22 protein-coding genes are annotated in these 24,791 nt (G+C 49.7%); 5 read left to right on the forward strand and 17 right to left on the reverse strand.

What is annotated here, in order from left to right; all coding sequences use genetic code 11:
* Nucleotides 1-79 precede the first annotated feature (79 nt).
* The 16 genes from pheT to R2083_RS11395 form a co-directional block, all read right to left on the reverse strand.
* A complete protein-coding gene (pheT, locus tag R2083_RS11320) occupies nt 80-2,446 on the reverse strand; it encodes a phenylalanine--tRNA ligase subunit beta (protein ID WP_317538501.1) in 2,367 nt (788 codons plus the stop codon).
* Nucleotides 2,447-2,489: 43 nt separating this feature from the next.
* Complete coding sequence (gene pheS / locus R2083_RS11325; protein ID WP_317538502.1) at nt 2,490-3,509, reverse strand: phenylalanine--tRNA ligase subunit alpha; 1,020 nt, start codon at nt 3,507-3,509, stop codon at nt 2,490-2,492.
* A 111-nt stretch (nt 3,510-3,620) separates the two neighbouring features.
* Nucleotides 3,621-3,980, reverse strand: coding sequence for a 50S ribosomal protein L20 (gene rplT / locus R2083_RS11330; RefSeq protein WP_108698729.1), 360 nt, complete (start codon nt 3,978-3,980; stop codon nt 3,621-3,623).
* 12 nt (nt 3,981-3,992) lie between these two features.
* The gene (rpmI, locus tag R2083_RS11335) at nt 3,993-4,190 is read right to left on the reverse strand and encodes a 50S ribosomal protein L35 (protein ID WP_090321993.1); all 198 of its coding nucleotides are present in this window, start codon (nt 4,188-4,190) and stop codon (nt 3,993-3,995) included.
* 84 nt (nt 4,191-4,274) lie between these two features.
* Nucleotides 4,275-4,829: a translation initiation factor IF-3 gene (infC, locus tag R2083_RS11340; protein ID WP_317531359.1), complete on the reverse strand. Its 555-nt coding sequence runs from the start codon at nt 4,827-4,829 to the stop codon at nt 4,275-4,277.
* 51 nt (nt 4,830-4,880) lie between these two features.
* Nucleotides 4,881-6,788, reverse strand: coding sequence for a threonine--tRNA ligase (thrS, locus tag R2083_RS11345; RefSeq protein WP_317538503.1), 1,908 nt, complete (start codon nt 6,786-6,788; stop codon nt 4,881-4,883).
* A 92-nt stretch (nt 6,789-6,880) separates the two neighbouring features.
* Nucleotides 6,881-7,636, reverse strand: coding sequence for a hypothetical protein (locus R2083_RS11350; protein ID WP_317538504.1), 756 nt, complete (start codon nt 7,634-7,636; stop codon nt 6,881-6,883).
* 160 nt (nt 7,637-7,796) lie between these two features.
* On the reverse strand, nt 7,797-8,501 hold the full coding sequence (locus R2083_RS11355) for a NapC/NirT family cytochrome c (protein ID WP_317538505.1): 705 nt from the start codon (nt 8,499-8,501) through the stop codon (nt 7,797-7,799).
* Nucleotides 8,501-9,220: a cytochrome c-550 CycA gene (gene cycA, locus R2083_RS11360; protein WP_317529994.1), complete on the reverse strand. Its 720-nt coding sequence runs from the start codon at nt 9,218-9,220 to the stop codon at nt 8,501-8,503. Before cycA ends, R2083_RS11355 begins: the two co-directional genes overlap by 1 nt.
* Nucleotides 9,221-9,317: 97 nt before the next feature.
* Entirely contained in the window at nt 9,318-10,310 is a 993-nt protein-coding gene (haoB, locus tag R2083_RS11365; protein WP_317532046.1) for a hydroxylamine oxidation protein HaoB, read from the reverse strand.
* Nucleotides 10,311-10,345: 35 nt separating this feature from the next.
* Entirely contained in the window at nt 10,346-12,058 is a 1,713-nt protein-coding gene (locus R2083_RS11370; protein ID WP_317529993.1) for a multiheme c-type cytochrome, read from the reverse strand.
* Nucleotides 12,059-12,437: 379 nt separating this feature from the next.
* A complete protein-coding gene (locus R2083_RS11375; protein WP_317538506.1) occupies nt 12,438-13,145 on the reverse strand; it encodes a hypothetical protein in 708 nt (235 codons plus the stop codon).
* Nucleotides 13,146-13,277: 132 nt separating this feature from the next.
* Nucleotides 13,278-14,525 carry a glycolate oxidase subunit GlcF gene (gene glcF / locus R2083_RS11380; protein ID WP_317538507.1) on the reverse strand — a complete coding sequence of 416 codons (1,248 nt, stop codon included), beginning with the start codon at nt 14,523-14,525 and terminating at the stop codon, nt 13,278-13,280.
* Entirely contained in the window at nt 14,526-15,599 is a 1,074-nt protein-coding gene (glcE, locus tag R2083_RS11385; RefSeq protein WP_317538508.1) for a glycolate oxidase subunit GlcE, read from the reverse strand.
* A 5-nt stretch (nt 15,600-15,604) separates the two neighbouring features.
* Nucleotides 15,605-17,059, reverse strand: coding sequence for an FAD-linked oxidase C-terminal domain-containing protein (locus R2083_RS11390; protein ID WP_317538509.1), 1,455 nt, complete (start codon nt 17,057-17,059; stop codon nt 15,605-15,607).
* 4 nt (nt 17,060-17,063) lie between these two features.
* Nucleotides 17,064-17,969 (reverse strand): 2-hydroxy-3-oxopropionate reductase, encoded by a 906-nt coding sequence (locus R2083_RS11395; RefSeq protein ID WP_317538510.1) that lies wholly within the window; start codon nt 17,967-17,969, stop codon nt 17,064-17,066.
* A gap of 460 nt (nt 17,970-18,429) precedes the next feature.
* Between R2083_RS11395 and R2083_RS11400 the strand changes: the two genes are divergently transcribed.
* From R2083_RS11400 to R2083_RS11410, 3 genes are read left to right on the forward strand one after another with little or no spacing between them, the layout of a single operon-like run.
* Entirely contained in the window at nt 18,430-19,599 is a 1,170-nt protein-coding gene (locus tag R2083_RS11400; RefSeq protein WP_317538511.1) for a L,D-transpeptidase family protein, read from the forward strand.
* 44 nt (nt 19,600-19,643) lie between these two features.
* Nucleotides 19,644-20,141, forward strand: coding sequence for a DUF6970 domain-containing protein (locus R2083_RS11405; RefSeq protein WP_317538512.1), 498 nt, complete (start codon nt 19,644-19,646; stop codon nt 20,139-20,141).
* A 54-nt stretch (nt 20,142-20,195) separates the two neighbouring features.
* Nucleotides 20,196-21,188 carry an isoaspartyl peptidase/L-asparaginase gene (locus tag R2083_RS11410; protein WP_317538513.1) on the forward strand — a complete coding sequence of 331 codons (993 nt, stop codon included), beginning with the start codon at nt 20,196-20,198 and terminating at the stop codon, nt 21,186-21,188.
* 14 nt (nt 21,189-21,202) lie between these two features.
* Here R2083_RS11410 and R2083_RS11415 read toward each other — a convergent pair whose 3' ends face one another.
* The gene (locus R2083_RS11415) at nt 21,203-23,020 is read right to left on the reverse strand and encodes an adenosylcobalamin-dependent ribonucleoside-diphosphate reductase (protein ID WP_317538514.1); all 1,818 of its coding nucleotides are present in this window, start codon (nt 23,018-23,020) and stop codon (nt 21,203-21,205) included.
* Nucleotides 23,021-23,074: 54 nt separating this feature from the next.
* Here R2083_RS11415 and R2083_RS11420 point away from each other — a divergent pair.
* Together R2083_RS11420 and R2083_RS11425 are read left to right on the forward strand one after the other, a co-directional pair.
* Nucleotides 23,075-23,838, forward strand: a protein-coding gene (locus R2083_RS11420; protein ID WP_317529838.1) for an IS5 family transposase whose coding sequence is annotated in 2 segments (ribosomal slippage) — nt 23,075-23,390 and nt 23,390-23,838 — 765 coding nt in all. Because the reading frame shifts where the segments join, the coding sequence is not laid out codon by codon here.
* A 181-nt stretch (nt 23,839-24,019) separates the two neighbouring features.
* On the forward strand, nt 24,020-24,787 hold the full coding sequence (locus R2083_RS11425) for a hypothetical protein (protein ID WP_317538515.1): 768 nt from the start codon (nt 24,020-24,022) through the stop codon (nt 24,785-24,787).
* Nucleotides 24,788-24,791: the final 4 nt, after the last annotated feature.

Below are 24,791 nucleotides of genomic sequence, written 5' to 3' on the forward strand. Positions count from 1 at the left end.
CATACATTCAGTTTTTGCGGAATCGATCCATAACAATCAATACCGAATAAAATATCGACACACAGGTAATAGAAACGTATCAATTGCGCAATGCAGCGGAAAATTTACTCTTCAATATTTCCACTATGCTTGCCACCGCAGAATCGGCCTCTTCATCGGTCAGTGTTTTCTCAGTATCTTGTAACAACACCCGGAATGCAAGACTTTTTTTGCTGTCGTCCATCCCCTTGCCGCGATAAATATCGAATAACGAAACGTCTGACACTATCGCCGATTTTCCCGCATTTATGGCATCGAGCAGGGAATGCACACTAGCGTTATTATCGACGATAATTGCAATATCGCGCCGTACAGGTGGAAACTTAGAAATTTCTTTAACCGCTGGTAGCGATTTAGACATCAAACTGCCTGATTCCACCTCAAATAATATGGTGTTTCTCTGTAATCCATATTTCTTCTGCCAGCGCGGATGCAATTCACCCAGCCATCCAACCGGCTGATCGTCAACCAAGATTTGCGCGGATTTCCCCGGATGCAATGCCGGATGAGAAAACTTTCTAAAATAGAGAGCCTTGCCTTGACACAAAGCCTCTACATCTGCTTTGACATCATAAAAATCGACACCTCTCGCCGTTATTCCCCACTGTTCCGGCGCCATATCGCCATAGCTCAATCCGGCAAGCTTTTCCACTTGTTTGCAGTCGCTTTCATCATCCCTGATAAAACAGCAGCCGATCTCGAATAAACGCACTCTGGCTTGCTTTCGGTTCAAATTAAACTGCAAATTGGAAATCAAGCCGCCTATCAAACTACTCCGCATGACACTCATTTGACTCGCAATCGGATTCTGTAATGCGATTGGTTTACTGTTATTGACCAAGTCAAGTTCCCAATCGGCATCGACGAAAGCATAATTAATCACTTCCTGATAATCTCGTGCTGTCAACGACCGTTTTATATCGATTGTGGCATATTTTGTTTCGGATGCCGGAAGCATCGCCATTCCACCATGTGGGAAATGCACCGGAATCCGGTCATAACCATAAATCCGCGCCAGTTCCTCTATAAAATCCTCTTCAATTGCCAGATCGAAACGATAACTTGGCGGTGTCACATTAAAGGCATCATCATTCACTAAAAATTCAAATTGTAAGCGCTTGAAATAATCATTGATTTGCTGCTTGCCGATATCGATACCCAATACTCGTTTGATTCGCTCAACACGCACGGGGACAGACGATCGTTGCGGCAGTTCATGTTCGACCTCAGTCACCGGCCCCGCCTTACCGCCACAAATCGTTTGTATCAGGTGAGTCGCATATTCCAGCACATCTTTCGTGGCTGCATAATCCACTCCGCGTTCAAACCGATAAGCCGAATCCGAGCTGAATCCCAATTGAAAAGATTTACCGCTGATCGTATCCGGACTAAAGAAAGCACTTTCCAGAAAAATATCCGTCGTACCCTGAGTCACTCCGCTATCCAACCCGCCCATGATGCCAGCCAGTGCCAGCGGCTTTTGTTCATCGGCAATTAACAACATCCCGGAATCAAGGTCAATCTGATTACCATTCAGTAACTGCATTTTCTCATCCCGGCCAGCATACCGGACTTGAATAACTCCCTTAATTTTGGCGAGATCGAAGGCATGCATGGGCTGTCCGGTTTCCAGCAATACATAGTTGGTAATATCGACGATGGGATTTATCAACCGCAGCCCGCTGCGTTCCAGACGCTGGGTCAGCCACAATGGCGTCGGCACATTGAGATTGATATCCCGCATAATCCGGCCGCAGTAAAGCGGACACGCGCCCGAAGCCGTGACCTGCACACCCAGCGTATCGTTTATTTCTCCCGGAACAGGTTTTCTCTCCAGCACAGAGAGTCCGGCCGATGTTATTGCCGCAACCTCACGCGCCACGCCCAGCACGCCAAGACAATCCGCCCTGTTTGGTGTCAGCTTTAACGTAAAAACATGGTCATCAAGCTCATAATAACCACGGAAATCCATGCCTACAGGCGCATCACCGGGAAGCAACAACAAACCATCCACAGCATCGCTGATGCCTAATTCTTTAGCCGAACATAACATACCGGCCGACTCGATACCGCGCAGCTTTGATTTTTTGATGGTGAAACCCGGCAAAGTTGCGCCAATCAGTGCGCACGGTACTTTTACACCCGTGCTCACATTGGGTGCACCACACACAATTTGCAATACATCGTCCTCGGCTTTTCCAGTTCTGACTTTACACACTTTGAGCCGGTCAGCTTCCGGGTGCTTTTCGACGGCCAGCACCTCGGCCACAACAACCTTATCAAAGGTGGCCGCTACTGGTTCTATGCTCTCCACTTCGATGCCGGCCATCGTCAGTGCATGCGCAAGCTCGTCACTGGAAAGCAGTGGATTAACAAAACTGCGTAGCCAATTCTCGGAAAATTTCATAAAATTCAGTTGTTATTAACGATAATGAGTAAATCAATCAGATTCAATTGAATTGTTTGAGAAAGCGCAAATCATTTTCAAAAAACAGCCGCAAATCATTTACACCGTATCTGAGCATTGTCAGTCGCTCGACTCCCATACCAAAGGCGAACCCAATATATTGCTCGCTATCAATGGCCACATGTTTTAGTACATTGGGATGAACCATTCCGCATCCCAGCACTTCCAGCCAGCCGGTATGACTACAAACACGGCATCCCTTTCCGTTGCACATAACGCAACCTATGTCCATTTCCGCCGAAGGCTCGGTAAATGGAAAAAAAGACGGACGGAAGCGCACGGGTAAATCATCTCGTTCAAAGAATTGCGTCATGAAATTTGCCAGAACACCTTTCAAGGCGGAAAAATTGGCATTCTCATCGATCCATAAACCTTCCACCTGGTGAAACATGGGCGTATGCGTCACATCGGAATCACACCGGTAAACACGTCCGGGCGCGATCACCTTAATCGGCGGTTTATTATTCTGCATATAATGGATCTGTACTGGCGACGTATGTGTGCGCAGCAAATTGCCATTATCGATGTAGAAGGTGTCGTGCATTGCCCGTGCTGGATGATTCTCTGGGATATTAAGTGCCGTGAAGTTATAGAAATCGGTTTCTATTTCCGGTCCCGAAACCACATCAAATCCGATCGAGTGAAATAATGTTTCAATCCTCTGCAACGTTTTTGTTACCGGATGCAAGCCGCTGACTCCACATCCTCTACCTGGCAAGGTAATATCCAGAGCTTCCTCGGTTAATTTAGCTTCCAGCTCTTTTTCCTGAATTGCATGACGGCGTAATTTAAGTGTCGCTTCCAGCCGGTTCTTTGCTTCATTGATCTGGCTTCCCATTGCGGGACGTTCTTCAGCAGGCAGTTTACCCAATCCTTTGAGTAACTCAGTCAGCACGCCGCTTTTACCGAGATAACGCGCTTTAACATTTTCCAGCTCGGCAGGGTCTTTGATGTTATCCATCTGACTTATTGCTTCAGTGATAATTTCTTCCAGGTTTTTCATGTCAACAAGCGCATTAAGATTAAATAACAACTACCCTATCGTTCCACTTCACAAGAAAAAGGGAGGTTCAGGTTTTACCCGACCTCCCAATATCTATCGGTTTACATCCAATTATGGAGTAAGGCTCGCTTTTGCTTGTGCTGCAATTTTCTCAAAAGCGCTTTTATCGAATACAGCTAGATCAGCCAGAACTTTCCGGTCGACTGCAATACTTGCTTTCTTAAGACCATTCATAAATACGCTGTATGACAAACCGCATTCACGGGCAGCTGCATTGATACGCGCAATCCATAATGCACGGAACTGTCTTTTACGTTGACGGCGGTCCCGGTAAGCATACTGGCCAGCCTTCATGACCGCTTGTTTGGCTATACGATAAACATTCTTACGACGTCCGCGATAACCTTTGGCTAAGTCTAAGATTTTCTTATGCCGCGCATGAGCGGTTACACCACGTTTAACTCTTGGCATTATCTTCTCCCTTTATGCGTACGGCATCATAGCGCGAACCGATGCTTCATTCGTGGCATGCACAGCAGCAGTACCTCGCAGTTGACGCTTATTTTTGGTTGTTTTCTTAGTCAAGATGTGGCGTTTAAAAGCTTGTGAGCGTTTGACACTCCCGCTCGCTCTAAACTTGAAGCGTTTTGCCGCTCCACTTTTAGTTTTCATTTTAGGCATAAATACTCCTCTTTGATATGAAACCAGGTGCTCTCATGTTTGAGAAACTTTACCAACCTGGAGATCACTTATGATGACACTCAACTACTCTACTGCGGATGAATCTTCCGCTGATACTTTTGCTTTATCGGCTTTGGTATCTTTCTTTTTGGGAGACAACACCATTACCATTTGCCGTCCTTCCATCTTAGGAAATTGCTCCACTATTGCAAACGCTTCTAGATCACCTTTGACACGCTCCAGAAGACGCATACCGAATTCCTGATGCGCCATTTCACGTCCGCGGAACCGCAATGTCACTTTAACTTTATCTCCTTCGTTCAAGAAGTTGATTAAGTTTCTAAGTTTTATATTGTAATCCCCTTCATCCGTATTCGGTCTGAATTTAATTTCTTTAATCTGAACTTGCTTTTGCTTGATCTTCGCATCGTGCTTCTTTTTACTTTCTTGATAACGAAACTTACCATAATCCATCAAGCGGCACACCGGCGGCTGCGCAGTGGGCGCTATTTCAACCAGATCGACTCCCGCTTCTTCCGCCAAGGCATTTGCTTCAGCAAGTGTCACAATACCGATCTGCTCCGCATTTACACCAATCAAACGAACTTCTTGCACATCGATTTCTTGATTGATGCGCACTGATTTTTCCTGAGCTATGGTAAATTCTCCAAGAGTAATTTATAAAGAAATTTATACTTTTGCAGACAGTTCTTCATCAAGACGCACAAGCAGTGTTTCTAGCGTCATCTGACCCAAATTATCACCTGCGCGATTGCGCACTGCTACTGTATTCGTGCGCACCTCTTCATCCCCGACTATAATTTGATAGGGAAGCTTCTGCAAGCTATGCTCGCGGATTTTATAGGTTATCTTCTCATTTCTCAAGTCCAAGGTGACTCTAATGCCATGCCGCTCCAATTGTGCAGCTACTTCCTGGGCATAATCGGTTTGTGCACGAGAGATATTGAGCACGACAACTTGCTCGGGTGAAAGCCACAATGGTAATGCACCCGCGTAATTCTCCAGTAATATGCCGATAAATCTTTCCATAGACCCGAGTATGGCCCTATGCAACATTACAGGTATCTGTCTTGAATTATCTTCTGCGACGTATTCTGCGCCCAGACGATCCGGCATGGAAAAATCCAGTTGCAGTGTACCGCATTGCCAAACTCGCCCAATACAATCTTTTAACGAAAACTCAATTTTCGGACCATAAAATGCACCTTCGCCAGGCTGTAGTTCCCATTCGAGCTTAGCTTCAGTTAATGCCGCTTTCAGCGCTGCTTCCGATTTATCCCACTGCACTTCCGATCCGACACGTTTCTGCGGCCGGGTTGAAAGTTTAACCATCAATCCTTTAAAGCCAAAATCGGCATAAACACCTTTCAGCAGATCGATAAATCTCACCACTTCATCTTGTATCTGATCTTCCGTACAAAAAATATGCGCATCGTCTTGAGTAAACGAACGCACTCTCATGATACCGTGCAGCGCTCCTGATGCTTCATTGCGATGACAAGAACCGAATTCAGCCAATCGTACCGGAAGCTCTCGATAGCTCCGCAGGCCTTGATTGAATATTTGCACATGGCCGGGACAATTCATCGGCTTAATAGCAAAATCGCGTTCGTCCGCATGAGTGGTAAACATATTCTCGCGAAAGTTTTCCCAATGTCCTGAACGCACCCACAAATCCTTATCCAAAATTTGCGGTGTCCGAATTTCCTGATAGCCATTTTGCTTCAGTATATTTCGCATGTACTGTTCAATCTGCTGCCACAACAGCCAGCCTTTAGGATGCCAGAATACCATGCCAGGCGCTTCATCTTGCGTATGAAACAAGTCCAGCTGCTTGCCGATTTTGCGATGGTCCCTCTTTTCCGCTTCTTCCAAGCAATGCAGATATTCCTTCTGATCATCCTTATTGGTCCACGCGGTTCCATAAATGCGCTGCAGCATTTCATTATTGGAATCGCCACGCCAGTACGCACCGGCCACTTTCATCAGCTTAAATACTTTTATTTTTGATGTGGCCGGAACATGCGGTCCTCGGCACAAATCGGTAAAATTACCTTGGGAATAGAGTGATAAATCTTCATTGCCCGGTATCGATTCAATGATTTGCGCTTTGTAGTGCTCGCCTTGATTCTTGAAAAAACTGATCGCATCCGTGCGTTCCAGAACTTTCCGTTCTATCTTTAAATCGCGCTTGCTGATTTCCAGCATGCGTTTCTCAATAGCCTGCAAGTCTTCCGGTGTAAATGGCCGTTTATAGGAAAAATCATAATAAAATCCATCCGCAATCACGGGACCAATAGTAACCTGTGCGTCAGGAAATAGTTCTTTTACCGCGTGCGCGAGTAAATGCGCACATGAGTGCCGGATAATCTCCAATCCTTCGGCATCTTTCTCCGTGATAATTGCGAGCTCACTATCATCTTTAATCTGACTATAAACATCGACCAGCTTTCCATTAACTTTTCCAGCAATAGCCGCTCGCGCAAGACCCGGTCCAATGGACGAAGCCACGTCTAATATCGTTACTGGTTGATTAAAAATACGCTCAGATCCATCAGGTAAACGCACAACAGTCACAGAAATTCCTTCCAAGTAATCAGATAATTTGTTGAATATCGGATCTTAATTGCTGCCATTCAAATCATTCAAAGTTTTTTTGGGGCAGCAGGTTACTTAATAAATGATGTTTTATACCAGCTATTCATTTTTTGCAATCCGTTTAGAATTTTTGGTGCGAAACCGATTGCTACCGCATCCACAAGACAATACCAGGCAGCAACACCGCTCGGCGGATTTCCTTGTGTCCAATTGAAAACCGGCTCTATGGATGCCCACTTCCATGTACCGGCTGCTGTCCCCACAATTTCGAGCCAAGTGCAAATGAAAAAAGCACCCAGATATACCATCGGCGATCGGCCTTTGAAAAGACAAATAACAAAAATACAAAACAAAAACGCACCAACCTGATCTCCTTGCTCAGGAATACCGCTGATTCCCCACAACGACCATAGGCCACCGGCTGCGATTACCAAAACCGCTAACTTCCTGGCATTGATCAGGAAAAATCTCGAGCGTGAAAGGGCAACCGCTGTCAAATAAACCATACCATGACCGGGCGGCACATAAAGCGGCACATTTCCAAACCGATAGGTATAGCCTTCCATATAAATCGATGCAAAGTGTTCTCCGGCCGTTGCAAATGCCACAGCAACGACAACTTGCATTCTTACTTCTTTATTCTCACCGATCAGCAGCCCAAACAGAAAAATCCAGGCGATCACACCCAGTAAATTCTGCATTTCTTTACTTGCGCTACCGTCAATCACCAGACTGACTCCAACACAGAAGAAAGTAAAGCCCGCAATAAAATAATCCCTATTCCGATGCGGATAATCAATATTTGGTTTTGGAAAATGACTCAACATCTTTTTAAAAAACCTTACTGTAATAAAAAGCCCGCCATAGGCGGGCTACTGAATTTCCATAAATACTACAGCATTTGCTTATACTTACCAATATATTATCTGCAAACGCCTTGATATGTCCTGCATAGTTTATATTTACTTCAACGAAGTGTGAAGATAATTACTCTTCATCCTCATCTTCATCATCACTCTGGGCTTCTGTGCTGCCAGATGATCCTCCAGATGATCCTCCAGCCGCTCCTTCACCCTCGTCTTCTTCCTCGTCTTCGTCTTCTCCACTACCGCCTTCATCTTCTTCCTTCACCAAAACCAGCTTGCCAGCTTTCAAGCTCGCATTCAGGTCGGTCTTCGGTACTTCTTCATGTACCAGGTTCTGATGGCAGTCTATACACGTCGCACCTTCCGTCTTCATCTTCTTGTGCGCTTCTTGGGCGTCAGCTCCCGGTGGATTCGGGTTCTTATGGCAGTCACGGCAGGTGATGCTGTCCCATTTCTTCAGGTTCATCCGCGCATCGTGCGCCATGATCAAGCGGCGTTCGTTAAATTTCTCCAGCGTCGAGTAGTCATTCATCAGTTCCAGATACAGTTCTCTCGCGCCATCCACTGCGTGGCTATACACCGCTAAATGAAAGTTCTTGAAGCCTTGCGGTATATGACAATCTTTACAGCTGGGATTGACACCCAACGCACCATAGTGCGTCGATTGTCTTAATTCCGTTTGCGTATAGGTCATCGAGTGGCAGCTGGTGCAGAATTCTTCGGTCGAGAGTGCTGCTTCCCCGCCAAATACGACCGCTACCAGTACGATGCCCAGCAGACCACCTGTCAGCAGCGTGCCTATCGCTCCTTTTTGTATGCCTGTCATTACTCTTTTCCTTTATCTTTTTTGTCCCCTGTCTTTTCCTTTGCGCTGGCTTGGAATTCGTCATGGTACTTGAATTTTGGCTCGCCTACGAAAGTGCCGTCCAGTTTGTAATGCTCGTGCATTGCTTTGACGTCTTTGACCATCTTGTCAAAGTCAAAGGTGTATTTAGGGTCTACTGCAGGGGTGAATGGGGTGTAAGGGGCTTTCGCGCCTTTCCAGGGTGAGCCTTCGTAGTTCAAATGGCAAGCTGCGCAGGCTTCTTCAAAGTGGAAGTCTTGGCCTTTGTCAGCAACCACTTTACGTTGTGTGGTGGTGCCTTTGCTTTCAAATGCTTGTCCTGCCTTGCGGTGGTCGCCACGGTAGTTCTTACCAGGTCCGTGGCACGATTCACAACCTACTGCCGCTAGGGGCTTCTTCGCTGCTTCTATGGTATAGCCGCCTTTCTTGCCGAAGCCGTCTACGTGACAGCCTACGCAGTCTTTGTCTTGGGTGTAGTCTTTTTCCGGATCCAGTTTGGCTTTAACTTTGGCTTCTTTGCGTGCGCCAGGTTTCAGCGATTCCATCGCTTTGGCGTGCGCGGTGTCTTTCCATGCTTTGGCTTGCGATTTGTGGCAGGAGCTGCATTTCGCGCGTCCTTCAAAAGTGTCCGCTATCGCTGCGCCTGAGAAAAATGCGGCTGCTGCCAGAACAGCCAGTAGATAGGTTATTGGGTGTTTCATCCTTCCTCCTTTATGCTTTTTTAATTCAAGTTTTTGATGGCTCGTATTGTACGCTATCGCCGCTTTGTGTAAATGGCTATTTCGCTGGCGTTTCCGTTTACGGTAGCCGGTATACCCAGTAGCCGCCTTGTTGATAGATCAGTTGCGCTACGTCCAGTTCGGTCGGGGCTTTTTTGTCTACAAACGGTAACATCCTCGCCAGTAGGGTTTGGCTGCTCTTTTCGTCACTCAGGAAGAATACTCTGATTTCTTCGTCCGCGACCGATTGCAGGGTGTAGGTGTCAAAGTCGTTTTCCTTCAGTTGCACTTTCATCTGGTTGATCATGCCGTGCATGTTGCCGGTCATCGGGAAGTTCTGAAACGCTACGCCGATTCTGTCGGGGTGCATGAGTCCTGCTTTATACAGGTCGGTGACATGTACGATGACATAGGTTTCCCGGTCTGAGCCTATCAGTTCCCGCAGTTGCTTGACGCCTTCTTCCGCAGGGGCCGTCAGGGCTTCGCTGAAACGTTTGAATTGCTCCCGTTCTTTTTGACTGGCTTTGCTTCCCCAGAATTGTTTTTCATAGGCTTGGATGGCTTCGCTTTGTTCCAACCAGGGGACCGGTATCATCAGCGGTTCGTTCAGGTGGCTGGTAAAGAGTGTGTCGTGGCCGGTGAGCAGTTTGATTTGCCGCGATGTGTCCCACCATGAGAGTATCAGGGCGTCTTTCGGGGCGTGTTTGGCTATCGCCGCTGCCAGGGTGCTAAGTTCCGATGGTTTGCGGTCAAAGTTGTAGAGTATTTCGTTGGTGCTGTTCTTCCAGTAAATTAGTACCGGTGCTTCATCCTTTTGTCTTGCGACGATGAATTCGGCGATGGGTTTGGCTACGCCGTCCGCTTGTACTTTGTATTGGCTTAGCTTGAGTTCGGGCCAGCCCGATAGGTCCATTTTGCTGAACTTCTGGCTGTCGCCTTCCGCGACCAGTTGATATTGATAGGGGGCCGGTACCGGTTTAAACCATAAATACGCAAACCAGCCCAATAAAAGCAAACCTCCCGTCACTAGGATGATTCCTAATGACGGGAGTAGCTTGTCTGACGATCGCACTGCCTTGGCAGTGCGATCTTCTGCGTTAGCGCTTATCAAGCTTCGCTTTGTTTACGTTTGCGCCAGCCTGCCAGTGCCAGTGTTCCGGCTAGCAGCATGCCACCGCCTAAACCGCCCAGAGAGATTTTCTCTGCTGTGCCGTCTAAGTCGAGTAGGCTGGTTTTCTTGGTTTCAAGATTTTTAACACGTTCTTGCAGTGCAACCATTTCACGGATGCGGGTGTTTTCGTCTTGAATCTCAACATAAGCGCGGTTGATCGGACCCCAGCCTTCGGTGTAGGTCCAGCCGCCTGGGTTAACGTGCGCTAGGCCTACGTGCATCTTGGCCAGGTCGTTTTCATGCATTTCCAGCACTTTCAGTTCGATGGCTGCAGGGCTGTTGCCTTTCGACCAGAACAGTTGGGCAAAGTAGGCGTAGCCTTCTTTTTCCGGTGCAGGTGGTGCAGGACGGTTGGTTTTTTGACCGGTCAGCAGGCCTTCTTTGTACAGTTGATGTACGACTGCATTGGCTTCTTGGTATTTAGCCAGTCCTTCCAATGTGCCTTTGTCCATCAGATCGAGGTAGGAGCGGGCAAAACGTTCCGAGTGGCATTGGGTACAAGTGACTACCCATGAGTCCAGACGTTTTTCCGACCATTCACTTTTGATGTTTTCCGCAATTCCAGGAACAAACGGGTAGTTCGCCCAGCGGATTTTTCTGACCATGTTGTGGCTATATTCGCCTTCGTATTCCATGTGGCAGCCGGCGCAGGTTGGTGCGCTTTGTCCGCCTACTGCATAGGCGTCTTTTAACGGTGCTTCCCAGTTCCATTGGTTGCCCAGCATGCCGACAATTTTGCCGTGCTTGGACATGGAGTACGCTTCCCAGTTGTTGTGGTCTACGCCGCTGTGACAGGTTGCGCAGGCTTCCGGTCTGCGGGATTCCGCTGCTGAGAATTCGTGACGGGTGTGGCATGAGTCACATTTGTTTTGGTTGGTGTGGCACATTGAGCAGCCTTCGGCTACTTCACGTTGTGGCATCGCTGCCCATACGGTAGTTTCTACGTTGGCTTTGTAGTCCAGTGCGTGCGATGGGCGTCCATCCGGCCATTGGTCGTGCGGCCAGATCATCGTGTCGCGTTCCGATTCACGTTCCGCAAATTCTGCCAAGTGACAGGTGCCGCATACATCGGCCGTCGGCATTCTGATGTCTTTGGTGTGGTCGGCTTTTTTCTTCGCACCAATGTCTACGTGACAGTCGATACAGCCAACTTCTTTCAGGTTCTCGCCTTCAGCCAGTCTGCCCATCGAGCGAAGGTTCTTTTCGACTTCTTCCAGTTTGGCTTTCTTGTAAAAAGTAGGTTCGCCCGGTTTCAGGTTGCGCACTTTGTCCAGGTTCGCATGGCTGCTTCTCTTCCATGCTTGTACCCATACCGGTGATTCGTCGGTGTGGCATTCCACGCATTCTTTACGGCTTGCTACTTCTTTGTTCGTGGTCGGTGATTTGTAAAATGTCGCCGGATCCAGGTAAATTCCGTACGGGATCGGTTCCCAGTATTGCGCCAGTGTGCCGCGTCCCGCTCCTTGCGCAGGATCTTTGTAGCGCTTAACCAGCGCTTCGTGCAGTTCCTTCGGCGTTACTTTCGTACGGTCCAGTTTCAACGCTTCATACAGTTCGTTCGGTACGCTCGGTATGTCAGCCTGGGCCGCTCCTATCAGCATCCCTCCTAACAGTACCGCTACTATCCTCGGCCATAGCTTGCCTTTCATCTCTCTCTCCTTTGGTTTTCCATAAGTTTCTTCCTTGCCTCTTCTTTACTTTGCTCTTCTTCTTGTTCTCTTCCACCATGAATACCCTTCATATACCCAGTATCCAGAGCTTTTACTTCCTTTATCTATCCATTCCCTCTGCCCATACAATTCCTCATCCCACAGGCAGTAAGCATCTTCTAGACTACTTAGTCACCTCACCACTGTCAAGGGATTTTAGCTGACATGGTAGCGTAGGAATAATTGGTATTATCTTACTCACTGGTTTTGATTCAAAAAATCAAATTGCACCGCTTGATTCAATCACAACCTAAGCGGTGCATATCACATCCGTTCCACCAATGAAAAAAGCCTTGTCAGTTTACACTGAAGTTTACGCTTAAGCTTCCGATGCCTTTTTGCGGCGCACAAAATAGAATGCAGCGCCACCGCCAGCAACTAGGACTAATACAGCAATTTCCATCATGCCAAGACCGCCGCCATGACTGCCATGGCCACCGCCTTTACCAACACCTAATGGAATTTTAACGACTGTTTTGACATTGCCTGCGTCGTCTTTCTTTTCCAGTTGTATAGCGTACTGACCTATTTCCTGGATATTGGCTGCTACCACAATGATTCCGGAGTTATGCTTTTGCGCGGGCATATAAACCAAACCATGTTCAGCAGCATGTCCTGCGTGCTGATCATGATTCATTCCTTCGTGTCCTGCATGATCACCAGCATCCGCTGCTTTTTGCTCCGCCGGTGCGGCTGGCTTGGCACCATGGCCTTCATGTCCATCTTTAACTAAGCGAACTGCTAAAGGAATTTCCCGTGCTTCATGCGGTAATTCAATGGTCAAATTCACCTTGCCGGTATTTGGCAGATTCTCGCAGAACGAATGCATCGGTGGTATGCCGCCTTCCGGTACTTCATACGCACTGAACGTTACCGGGAATTCGCCGGTTTTGATCGTACAACCGCCAGCATCGTGATGACCTTCGTGAGCGAGCATTAACTGCGCATACGATGGTAGCGCCATAAAAGATGCCAATACTGCACCACCAAATTTTGCTACCCAATTACTTTTAGAAACTACCTTCATATCTTCTCCAATTGATTATCTATATGCCTGTTACTCATTTATGTATGCCCAGAAATTTCGCCCGAACAACTTAGCCAAGGATTGTATAACAAAAAATTTAGAATATTAATCGAAATGAAAACTTTTCACCGTTCAGCTGCCGGATAACCGCTCATCCAGAAGCTCAACCCAGTGCTTGACTGATAACGCGGTGCCGGTCTGCAAATGCATTAAACAACCGATATTCGCAGTGGCTATCTGATCAGGCTTACCAGATTCCAGTGCTGTCACTTTATTTTTCAGCAGCTGCTGCGAAAGCTCCGGTTGCAGGATAGAATATGTACCCGCCGAGCCACAACACAGATGGGCATTGGGCACCGTAGTCAAATCAAAACCGGCGCTGTGCAGAATTTTCTCAACCACGCCGCGAATCTGCATGCCGTGCTGCAACGTACAGGGAGAATGAAACGACAATTTGGTCTTTCCAGCATTAATACGCTGCTGAGCGAGTAATTGCTCAATCTTATCCAATTCCGCATGAACGATTTCGCCAATATCTTTGGCAAGGGCCGAAACCTTAGCGGCCCTTCCGGCATAAACCGGATCATGCTGCAAAAAATGTCCGTATTCTTTCACCGTCACGCCACAGCCGCTGGCAGTGACCACAATCGCATCGACTTCCTTTCGTTCCACCCATGGCCACCAGGCATCGATATTGCGGCGCATGTAATCGAGTCCATCCTGCTGCGCATTCAGATGGAAAGCCACGGCCCCGCAGCACCCGGCATTTTCCGCTTTCATTAACGAAATTCCCAGACGATCCAGTACACGCGCAGTAGCGGCATTAATGTTAGGTGCCAACGACGGTTGCACACACCCATCCAGCACCAGCATTTTCCGGGCATGACGCGATTCAGGCCAGGCCTTGGCGGAACTGAGATTAGTTGGAATTTTTCTTTTTAAACTCTGCGGCAAAAACGGCCGCACAAGCTGACCTGCCTTGAACAAAGTATTAAATACCCAAGCATTGGGCAACACTTTACGCAACGTAAAACGCAACACCTCCGATTGCGTGTCGCGTTTCACTTGTTGTTCAACCATAGCGCGGCCGATATCGACTAAAGCGCCATAGCGCACACCGGATGGGCACGTCGTCTCGCACGCGCGGCACGTCAGACAACGATCCAGATGCAATTGGGTTTTTTGTGTAACCGGCTGCCCTTCGAGCATCTGTTTCATCAAATAAATACGCCCGCGCGGACTATCCAGCTCATCGCCCAGAATTTGATACGTCGGACAAGTCGCCAAGCAGAAACCGCAATGCACGCAACTGCGCAAAATAGCGTCGGCTTCCTGGCCTTGCGGGGAATTTTTTATAAAATCAGCGAGCTTGGTTTGCATTTAAATCTCGGAATAAAGTCGTCCGGGATTGAAAATCCCGGATGGATCAAATTTTTCTTTCAGCACGCGATGGATTTTCATCATGCCGGAAGGTAAAGGGTGGAACACGAAAATACCTGATTTATTATGACGAAACAATGTAGCGTGACCACCCGCTTCTTTCGCGGCGGCACGAATAGCTTCAGCGTCTTCGCCGCCATCGGTGCGCAGCCAGCGCAAGCCGCCATTCCATTCCAGCAGCTGCTTACCCGGCAACAATAAGGGTGGTGTTGTCGATTTGATCGATAAGCGCCACAGCGGTTTGTCCGGCTGGAAAAAGCCGTGCATATGTTCGCGCACCGATTGCCAAAAAATTTTATCATCCGCCAGCGTTTCTCCACCCAATTTCACTTGGGCCGCACGCACTGCCGGTTCGGCGCCGGAAAGTCTGACAAATAATTGGCCATCGGCAAAACAAGTCGCGGAAACCGGCAGCGGTTTACCCGCCCATTGATTCATCTTTTCGATCGCACCCGCTTCATCCATAGCCATGCATAGCGTCGTTTCCATCGCCGGTTTGGGTAAAACTTTCAGCGAAGCTTCGAGTAATACACCCAGCGTACCCATCGATCCCGCCATCAACCGAGACACATCGTAACCGGCGACATTCTTCATCACCTGCCCGCCAAAATGCAGATCTTCGCCTTTTCCGTCGAGCAACCGCACACCCAACACAAAATCGCGCACACTACCAGCGGCGGCACGGCGCGGACCGGATAGCCCCGCAGCAACGCAGCCGCCCAAGCTAGCCGCCACACCGAAATGCGGCGGTTCGAATGCCAGCATCTGGCCATACCGGTCAAGTTCGGCTTCCAGATCGGCCAGCCGTGTACCGGCACGTGCGGTGATCACCAGTTCGGTCGGTTCGTAATCCACGATACCGTTGTAATCGTTCATATCCAGCAGCGTGCTGTTTTGTTCTCCTGCCCGATTACCGTAAAAATCCTTGGTGCCGCCGCCGCGTATTCGCAGCGGGGTTTTAGATTCAGCCGCAGCGCGAATCACTGCTTGGTATTGATCGATTGTGGTCTGCATGGCATTCAAAAGCGCGGCAAATCGGCAAATTTTTGCTCACCGCGATGCACATGCATCGCCCCCAGCTCCGCGCAACGGTGCAATTCAGGTACAGCCTTGCCCGGATTCAGCAAACCCGCTGAATCGAACGCCGCTTTCACGGCATGGAACATGGCCAGTTCTCCGGTTCCGAATTGTGAACACATCTGATTGATTTTTTCCATTCCCACGCCATGCTCTCCGGTGATCGTACCACCAGCATGAATGCACATTTCCAGTATTTTGCCGCCGAATTCCTCGGTTCTTTCCAACTCACCCGGTTTGTTCGCATCGTACAAAATCAGCGGATGCAAATTGCCGTCCCCGGCATGAAACACATTCATGCAGCGCAATCCATATTTTTGTGAAAGTTCTTCAATGCCGCGCAGCACATCGGCCAGGCGTTTACGCGGAATGGTGCCGTCCATGCAGTAATAATCCGGCGAAACCCGGCCCGCCGCGGGAAACGCCGCTTTACGCCCGGCCCAGAACTTGAGCCGTTCGGCTTCATTATTCGACGTACTGATGTTGGTCGCGCCGCTTTGCTGCATGATGGCATAAATCCGCCGGATTTCATCCGCCACTTCCTCGGTGCTGCCGTCCGACTCGCACAATAAAATGGCTTCCGCCGCCAAATCATAACCGGCGTGCAAGAATTCCTCCACCGCATGAATCGTAATTTTGTCCATCATTTCCATCCCGGCAGGGATGATGCCGGCGCCGATGACATTCGCCACCGCGCTACCGGCCTTCTGCACATCGTCAAACGCCGCCATCACCAATTGCGCTTTTTCCGGTTTGGGAATCAGCTTGACGGTGATTTCCGTGACGATACCCAACATGCCTTCACTGCCCGTCATCAACGCCAGCAAGTCATAACCCGCGCTGTCCAGGCTATCGCCGCCGATCTCCAGGCACTCGCCGTCCATCGTCAACACCCGTAGTTTGAGAATGTTGTGCACGGTCAGACCGTATTTCAGGCAATGCACACCGCCGGAATTTTCCGCGACATTACCGCCGATCGAACAGGCGATTTGCGACGAAGGATCGGGCGCATAGTACAAACCATGCGGTGCCGCCGCTTCACTGATCGCCAGATTGCGCACACCGGGCTGCACGCGCGCCGTGCGCGCCAGCGGATCGATGGCGATGATTTGCTTCAACTTGGCCAGCGACATCAAAACACCTTCGGCATGCGGCAACGCGCCACCCGATAAGCCGGTACCGGCACCCCGTGCCACCACAGGCGTTTTCGACGCATAGCAAAGCTGCAAAATTTTAACGATCTGCTCTTCGCTCTGCGGCAACACCACGATCATCGGCAATTGCCGGTAAGCCGACAAACCGTCACATTCGTACGGTTTCAAGTCTTCGGCTTCATGCAACACCGCTTCATGCGGTAAGAAAGCCCGCAGTTTATTGACCAGTTCTTGAGAAGGCATGTGATTATTCAGGGTGTTTTTGAATTTCGTGGTTGGCCAGTTTTTCCAGCATTTTGACAATGGCGGAATTATCCCACTTTGCGCCGCCGTGCGCGAGACATGCGGAAAACAATTCGCGCACCGTCGCCGTAGTCGGCAGGCTCACACCCAATTCGGCGGCGCTTTGCAACGCGATATTCAAATCCTTATGGTGCAATTCGATGCGAAACCCCGGCTCGAAACGCCGTTCGATCATGCGCTGCCCGTGCACCTCCAGCGCCTTCGACGCGGCAAATCCGCCCAGCAACGCTTGCCGCACTTTGGCCGGATCGACACCGGCCTTGGACGCGAACAGCAGCGCCTCGGCCACCGCTTCGATTGCCGACGACACCACAATCTGATTGGCGACCTTGCACACCTGTCCGGCGCCGACATCGCCGATATGCGTCACGCTCTTGCCCATCAACGCGAGGATCGGCTGAATCCGATCAAACACCGTTTTGCTCGCACCCACCATGATTGTCAGCGTGGCATTTTGCGCACCGATATCGCCGCCCGACACCGGCGCATCGGCATAGTCGTGCCCGAGCGCATTCAGCCGCACGGCAAATTCTCGCGTCGCCAGCGGCGAAATCGAACTCATATCGACGATGATCTGGCTCCGTCCAGGATCGGATTGCAGCCCATCGGCTACACCATGCTCGCCGAACAGCACTTTTTCCACGTCCGGCGTATCCGGCAGCATGGTGATGATGATGTCCGCATGCCGCGCCACTTCCTCGGGCGAAGATGCAGCACTGCCACCCAATGCAACCAAATCCGCAGGCACGCCGCTGCGCGAGTGTAAAAACAGACGATGCCCGCCTTTGATCAAATGCTCCGCCATGGGTTTGCCCATGATGCCGAGACCGATGAAACCGATAGTGGCCATTTTCAATAATTAACCTATCAAAACTGATTTAACCGATGATGGATAACGTTTCGCTTGTCCATCCCACCAAACTAGTTGCCATACCCATATAAATGCATTGAATTATTTTTTTAAACACATAACGAAGACTTTAACAGACAAACAAATTGCTTTTATTAGTCTATTATTTATGACCTTATAAATACACATAAACAATAAAATCAAATACTGTTTTCTCAAACCGGCAATCATACTGGCAATCAATTTTTCCGGTCAAAAAATGTGTTGATAACAACTTCAAATCACCACTAGAACTTATCGCCCTCGTGGTGATTAGCGTACTCTCAATCCCCTCAGCCAATACTTTAAATGACCCTGCGAATATCCTGATTTGTTATGGTTAATGGTTGTGTCATCGTGAGAAATCTTGTAAATTGACCGTCATCGATCACGTCCAAGTTTCACGATCCTTTTGATTATTATGCATAAAAAATATTTATCGTTGTTCCGTGATGGCCTCGCGTGCGGCTTCTGTGCCGGTCTTCTGTTCCTCACCGGTTGCCAATCGATTCCAACCCAACAAGCGGCGTCGCCTGTACCTGTGGTGAAGCCATTGCCTATCCCGGTCGCCAGTCATGAGTTCAGTTTTGATCCGGCGCGCGACGATGTGGTTGGTTCGGTGCAAGTTATCACAGCGAGCAAGGACGATACGTTGTCCGACATCGCGCGGCGCTTCAACCTAGGTTATGAAGAAATCGTCAGCGCCAATCCCGGTATCGATCCGTGGTTACCGAAAGCGGGTACCAGGATTGTGATCCCCACGCAGTTCGTGCTGCCGGACGCGCCGCGTCAGGGCGTTGTGATCAATCTCGCGGCGATGCGGTTGTTTTATTTTCCCAAGACCAAGCCCGGCAAGCCGCAAAAAGTCATTACGCATCCGGTCGGCATCGGCCGGGTGGAATGGAAAACGCCGGAAGGGATGACGCGCGTTGCCTCGAAAACGGAAAATCCCAGTTGGATTCCGACGCCTTCGATCCGCCGGGAACACGCCAAAAACGGCGATCCGCTGCCCGCCGTGGTACCACCCGGACCGGATAACCCGATGGGCACGCATGTATTGAAACTGGACTGGCCGAACTACGCCATTCACGGCACCGACAAACCACCCAGCATCGGCTTGCGCGGCAGTCATGGTTGTCTGCGCATGTACCCGGAAGACATCGTCGGCATTTACCGCGATGTCCCCGTCGGCACGCCGATCCGCATTGTCAATCAGCCGCGTTTGCTAGGCTGGCGCGGCAATCAGTTGTATTTGCAAGCTTACCCGATCCTGGAAGACGACAAGCGCAATCACGCCAATCTGCTCAAGAAATCGTTAAGCACTGTGCGCGCAACGCCCAAAGGTAAGCGCGATGCGCGGCGACAGGCCAAGGTCAATCAAACCCTGCTCACCGAAGTCACGCGCAACCCGCGCGCCATCGCCATTCCGATCACACAACCGGAAATGACGCTGCATGCTTATCTGAATCGCGCCAAGCTGGTGCAAAATACGTTGCCGTTCAACGCCACCTGGGATGGCGACATGAGCAGGCAGCTCACGGCAAACGATGTATTGGAAATGGCGAATAAGGAATCTACCCGGGTTCGATAGCTATCGTTAAGGCCAATTCGCATTTAAATTCAGGAAAAAGAAAAATGTTAAAGAAATATGCGCTAGGGTTGATGATAAGTTTAGGACTTTTTACTTTTTCTACGGTAACTACAGCATCGGAAGAGCAGTGCACTGCACGCTACGATGTTTCCAAAAACAGAGTACATGTTCCTTGCGTGATGATCGGCGAGGAAAAAATCTGGGCAAATTTAAAATTGATTCAGCCAGAAAATACTTTTGCTATTGAAGGATTCGACAAAGATTTTCTTCCTTTATGGCTTGTGCAAAAAATTGATGGTTTCATAAAAGTGCCTACTGCTACTGATCGCCCCCTTTTGATCAGACAATTTGAATATAAAGGTGCAAGAGTTTATTACTTCGCCTCGCAATGCTGCGATATGTTCAATATCTTGTACGACACAACCGGCAACGTCATTTGCGCACCCGATGGCGGCTTTACGGGCCGCGGCGATGAAACATGTCCGGATTTTGCAGAAACAAGCATAGCGGGTACCATTATTTGGGATGACACAAAAAAGTAACTTGGAATCAGCACTCGCTACACTCACTTCTCATTCTTTCTGATTCATCAAACCGTGACCGGAAAACACCAGACTCTCATTGATACCGCGCCCATCCGCCTCATCATTCATGGCGGCGCTGGCGCGATCAACCGCAACCGCCTGACTGCGGAACGCGAACAGGCTTACCGGCAAGTGCTGGCTGAATCGCTAACTGCCGGCCACGCCGTCCTCAAAGCGGGCGGCAGCAGTATCGACGCCGTGATCGCCGCGATTGTGTTGATGGAAGATTCGCCGTTGTTCAATGCCGGCAAAGGCGCGGTGTTCAGTCACGAAGGCCGTAACGAACTGGATGCATCGATCATGGATGGCGCTACGAGCATGGCGGGCGCTATTGCCGGGGTCACCACGATCCGCAACCCGATCCGCGCCGCGCATGCGGTCATGACGCAAAGCAAACATGTGATGCTGATCGGCCAGGGCGCCGAGACTTTCGCTGCCGAGCACGGCGTGGAAATCGTCGACCCAGCTTATTTCTACACACAGCGCCGCTGGGATCAGCTGCAAAAAGCCATCGCGAAAGAACAGGTGGTGCGCGATCACGACATGGACTCAGGCACGCCGTCGCCCGATGGCGATGAGAAACACGGCACTGTCGGCGCCGTGGCACTGGATCGCTACGGCAATCTCGCCGCAGGCACCTCGACCGGGGGACTCACGAACAAACGCTACGGGCGCGTCGGCGATTCACCTATCATTGGCGCGGGCACCTACGCGGACAATCGCTCGATCGCGGTATCCGCAACCGGCAGTGGTGAAATGTTCATCCAAACCGCAGCGGCGTTTAATACGGCGGCACAGGTGCGGTTGCAACAAATCCCACTTGCCGAGGCTGCCGACCGTACACTCGCGGAAGTCGCCGCGCTCGGTGGCGACGGCGGTTTGATCGTGCTGGATGCGCAAGGCCGCTTCGCGATGCGTTACAACACCAGCGGCATGTTCCGCGGCAGCATCGGGGACGATGGCGTTGCACGGACGGGTATTTTTCCGGACGATCCGGATTTTTAATGTCACCCGGGTGCTTAGTCCGGCTCCCGCTCCAGACCGCAGCAATGCGGCGCTGCATGTTCTACATCCGGTTTATGCAAAATTTCGCCAGTCACCGCATTAGGCCGGAACGTAGTGCAGCCTTTCAAGCCGAAATCGTACGCTTTCTGATAAAGAGTACTAAAAGCTTCGAAATCATAATCCGCTGGAACATTGATCGTCTTGGAGATCGCCTGATCGACATACGGCTGGATCGCTGCCTGCATATGCAGGTGTTCGTCCGGTGTCAGCGCATGCGCCGTAACGAAAGCCGGAGGCAGATCGTCACGCGCACGTTCTTTGCGCCATAGAGCGGCAGCATAATCGGTCACTGCATAATCCGCGTAACAGCCGTCACGCTTAAGTACCTGGCGCATGTAATCACTGCCAAATACCGGCTCCAGCCCGCTCGAAACATTATTGGCCAGCAGACTGATAGTACCCGCCGGAGCGATAGCGGTCAGATGGCTGTTGCGGATACCGTACTGCGCGATGCCGCTGCGGATCGATTTGGGCAACGTCCGCACAAAAGCACCGGCCAGGTATTTTTCTTTATCGAGCAGCGGAAACGCGCCTTTCTCCCGCGCCAGTTCTATCGAAGCTTGATAAGCCGCGTGACAGATGTGCTGCATGACTTGCTGCGTGATTTTCTCCGCTTCATTGCCGCCGTAACGGATTTGCAGCATGATCAATGCATCGGCCAAACCCGTGATACCCAGACCAATACGGCGCGAACGCTGCACCTGTTCAGCCTGGCGGGCTAAGGGAAAATGCGAAACATCGATAACATTATCCAGCAGCCGCACGGCGGTTGCAGCTACCGCGCCGATGCCTTCCAGATCGAGACTCGTCTGTGCAGTAAAAGGATTGCGCACGAATTGCGTGAGATTGATCGAACCCAGGTTGCAAGCGCCGTAAGGCGGCAGCGGCACTTCGCCGCACGGATTGGTGGCTTGAATCGTTTCGCAGTAATACAGATTATTCAGCCGGTTGATGCGGTCGATGAACAACACGCCCGGTTCGGCGTAATCATAGTTGGCTTGCATGATTTTCTGCCATAACGTACGCGCCCGGATGCGTTTGTACACCTTGCACGGCACCGTATCGCCATAGCCTGGCCAGACACGCACGAGCAGCTCGCCACCGGTTTCACTTTCGCTCGCAGGAAAAACCAGCGGCCAATCGTCGTCACGGCTGACGGCGGTCATAAACGCGTCGGTGATGAGCACGGAAACATTGAAATGCCGCAACTGGCTGCGATCCTGCTTGGCGGCGATGAATTCCTCGATATCCGGATGATCGCAACGCAACGTACCCATCATCGCACCGCGCCGCGCGCCGGTCGACAGGATGGTCGCGCACATGCTGTCCCAGATGCGCATGAACGAAACCGGCCCGGAAGCCACCGACCCGACACTGGCGGCTGGCATACCGCGTGGCCGCAGCGTCGAGAAATCATACCCAACCCCGCCGCCCTGCTGCATCGTTAACGCCCCTTCCTTGAGCGCGTCAAAAATGCCATCCATCGAATCGGCAATCGTCCCCATCACGAAACAATTAAACAACGTCACCTGATGCGCAGTCCCCGCCCCCGCTTGAATCCGCCCGCCGGGAAGAAATTTAAAATCGCGCAGAATGCTGTAAAAGCGCGCCTGCGAATCATCCGGACTTTTCTCCGGCACGGCCAGCGCCTTCGCAACACGCTGCCAGGTGTCTTCGATACAAGTGTCCAGCGCGACACCGTGCTCATAGTAGCGGTATTTGGTATCCCAGATGTGCTGGGCGATGGGGACGGTGAAATGGGGGTCGTTCATGATTACTTCCTAATAATACTAGGGCCTGTTAACGCTATTTGATATAATTTGGTGATGGAAATCACCGAAACTCAATATCAACAGATCGAGCACTGCCTGCCGCGTCAGCGTGGCAACGTCAGCCATTCCAATCTGCAAGTTCTCAATGCCATTCTTTACGTTGCCGAGCATGGCTGCAAGTGGCGAGGACTGCCCAAGCGATTCGGCAACTGGCATACCATCTATACCCGCATGAATCGCTGGGCAAAGAGTGGTGTACTGAGCCATGTATTTGGGCAACTTCAGCATCAGCAAATCATCCGTATCCGTATTGAAACTGTTTCGCTGGACAGCACCAGCATCAAAGTCCATCCCGACGGTACGGGTGCGTTAAAAAAAACGGCCCCCAATCCATCGGAAAATCTCGAGGTGGATGGACCACCAAAATTCATCTGGTTGCCGCAGATTCCAGAACAACCATAGGCTTTGCCCTCTCGCCCGGTCACGCCCACGATGCGCCAGAGGGCAGGCAGCTTTTGCTTTCCCTCGGTCCCGTCAATACGCCCACCTACCTGCTGATGGATCGTGCTTATGAGGGCGACCAAACCCGGCAACTGGCACTAGATTTGGGTTACATCCCGGTTGTTCCGCCCAAAGCAAATCGCTTGTCACCCTGGGAATACAACCGTGCCATGTACAAAAAACGCAACGAGATCGAACGATTGTTCAGAAGGCTCAAGGGATTTCGCCGCATCTTCTCCAGGTTCGATAAGCTCGATGTCGTCTTCATCTCCTTTATCCACTTCGCTCTCATCGTCGAAGCAATCAGATTGTGTTAACAGGCCCTAGTTCGATTAGATCTTTATTTGTCTTGTTAAACAAAAAGTTTTGAGTTACAAAATAATGCGTTTCTAAAAATCAAATTAAATTCTCATTTCTCGGCATTTTTTATAAATCAAAACCAATCTCGACTTCTAATAGGCTTAATTAATCAATTTTTTATTTTAATTGGAAATCCCAATGACTTTTATTTATCATGCACTTAATGTCGCATTAGTTATGATGTTATTTTTTGTATCTACGCTTAGCTTTGCACAAGAGCCGCCAACCAACAAATCCGTAAAAATTGAAAATATCGAAAACCAAAATAATCGTATCGAGCCATCAATCACAAGAACAGAATCAGATAATAAGTTACAAAATAAAGTGCAAGAAAATAATCGAGATTGGCTCGATAAGTTTCTTGCGGACCCCATACATTTATTGACTTTTCTATTATTTATAGCTACTTGTGCTCTCTACTGGGCAACTCGCCAACTTGTAATTGGTGCCGAAAAGAACGCCCAAACGCAATTACGTGCTTATGTCTCAATGATGCACAGCGAAAAAATATCTTTTTCTGATGACGGATCTCTTATTGTGTCAGTAATAACTAAGAATCATGGAAATACCCCAGCTTTTAACTTGACATGCTCTTTAAATATTAATTTACATAAATGGCCACTTGAAATAAAACTCGATTCACCAAATTTTCCCGAGCACGCATCCAAATCGACTCTCTCACCTGGCGAATCAATTCATTCGTGTGTTGAGCTTGGGAAAAAACTTAATCAACAACAAATTGAAGCCATCAATCAAGAAAATGGTGCTATTGTTGTTTGGGGCGAAGTTCACTATACCGATGTATTTGAAAAACCCAGAAAAACATCACTTTGCCTGTATTCTACTGGTGACGACTTCAATCAAAGAGAATTCGCTTATCATTCACATGGCAATGACTCAAATTAGTAGT

Origin of the sequence: Nitrosomonas sp. Is35, from assembly GCF_033063295.1 — a bacterium.
GTDB lineage: Bacteria > Pseudomonadota > Gammaproteobacteria > Burkholderiales > Nitrosomonadaceae > Nitrosomonas.

Bases quoted from the DNA above. Each gene is read 5' to 3' on its own strand.
- pheT (WP_317538501.1), bottom strand. From the start codon at position 2,446: ATGAAATTTTCCGAGAATTGGCTACGCAGTTTTGTTAATCCACTGCTT.
- pheS (WP_317538502.1), bottom strand. From the start codon at position 3,509: ATGAAAAACCTGGAAGAAATTATCACTGAAGCAATAAGTCAGATGGAT.
- rplT (WP_108698729.1), bottom strand. From the start codon at position 3,980: ATGCCAAGAGTTAAACGTGGTGTAACCGCTCATGCGCGGCATAAGAAA.
- rpmI (WP_090321993.1), bottom strand. From the start codon at position 4,190: ATGCCTAAAATGAAAACTAAAAGTGGAGCGGCAAAACGCTTCAAGTTT.
- R2083_RS11350 (WP_317538504.1), bottom strand. From the start codon at position 7,636: ATGTTGAGTCATTTTCCAAAACCAAATATTGATTATCCGCATCGGAAT.
- R2083_RS11355 (WP_317538505.1), bottom strand. From the start codon at position 8,501: ATGACAGGCATACAAAAAGGAGCGATAGGCACGCTGCTGACAGGTGGT.
- cycA (WP_317529994.1), bottom strand. From the start codon at position 9,220: ATGAAACACCCAATAACCTATCTACTGGCTGTTCTGGCAGCAGCCGCA.
- R2083_RS11370 (WP_317529993.1), bottom strand. From the start codon at position 12,058: ATGAAAGGCAAGCTATGGCCGAGGATAGTAGCGGTACTGTTAGGAGGG.
- R2083_RS11375 (WP_317538506.1), bottom strand. From the start codon at position 13,145: ATGAAGGTAGTTTCTAAAAGTAATTGGGTAGCAAAATTTGGTGGTGCA.
- glcF (WP_317538507.1), bottom strand. From the start codon at position 14,525: ATGCAAACCAAGCTCGCTGATTTTATAAAAAATTCCCCGCAAGGCCAG.
- glcE (WP_317538508.1), bottom strand. From the start codon at position 15,599: ATGCAGACCACAATCGATCAATACCAAGCAGTGATTCGCGCTGCGGCT.
- R2083_RS11390 (WP_317538509.1), bottom strand. From the start codon at position 17,059: ATGCCTTCTCAAGAACTGGTCAATAAACTGCGGGCTTTCTTACCGCAT.
- R2083_RS11395 (WP_317538510.1), bottom strand. From the start codon at position 17,969: ATGGCCACTATCGGTTTCATCGGTCTCGGCATCATGGGCAAACCCATG.
- R2083_RS11400 (WP_317538511.1), top strand. From the start codon at position 18,430: ATGCATAAAAAATATTTATCGTTGTTCCGTGATGGCCTCGCGTGCGGC.
- R2083_RS11405 (WP_317538512.1), top strand. From the start codon at position 19,644: ATGTTAAAGAAATATGCGCTAGGGTTGATGATAAGTTTAGGACTTTTT.
- R2083_RS11415 (WP_317538514.1), bottom strand. From the start codon at position 23,020: ATGAACGACCCCCATTTCACCGTCCCCATCGCCCAGCACATCTGGGAT.
- R2083_RS11425 (WP_317538515.1), top strand. From the start codon at position 24,020: ATGACTTTTATTTATCATGCACTTAATGTCGCATTAGTTATGATGTTA.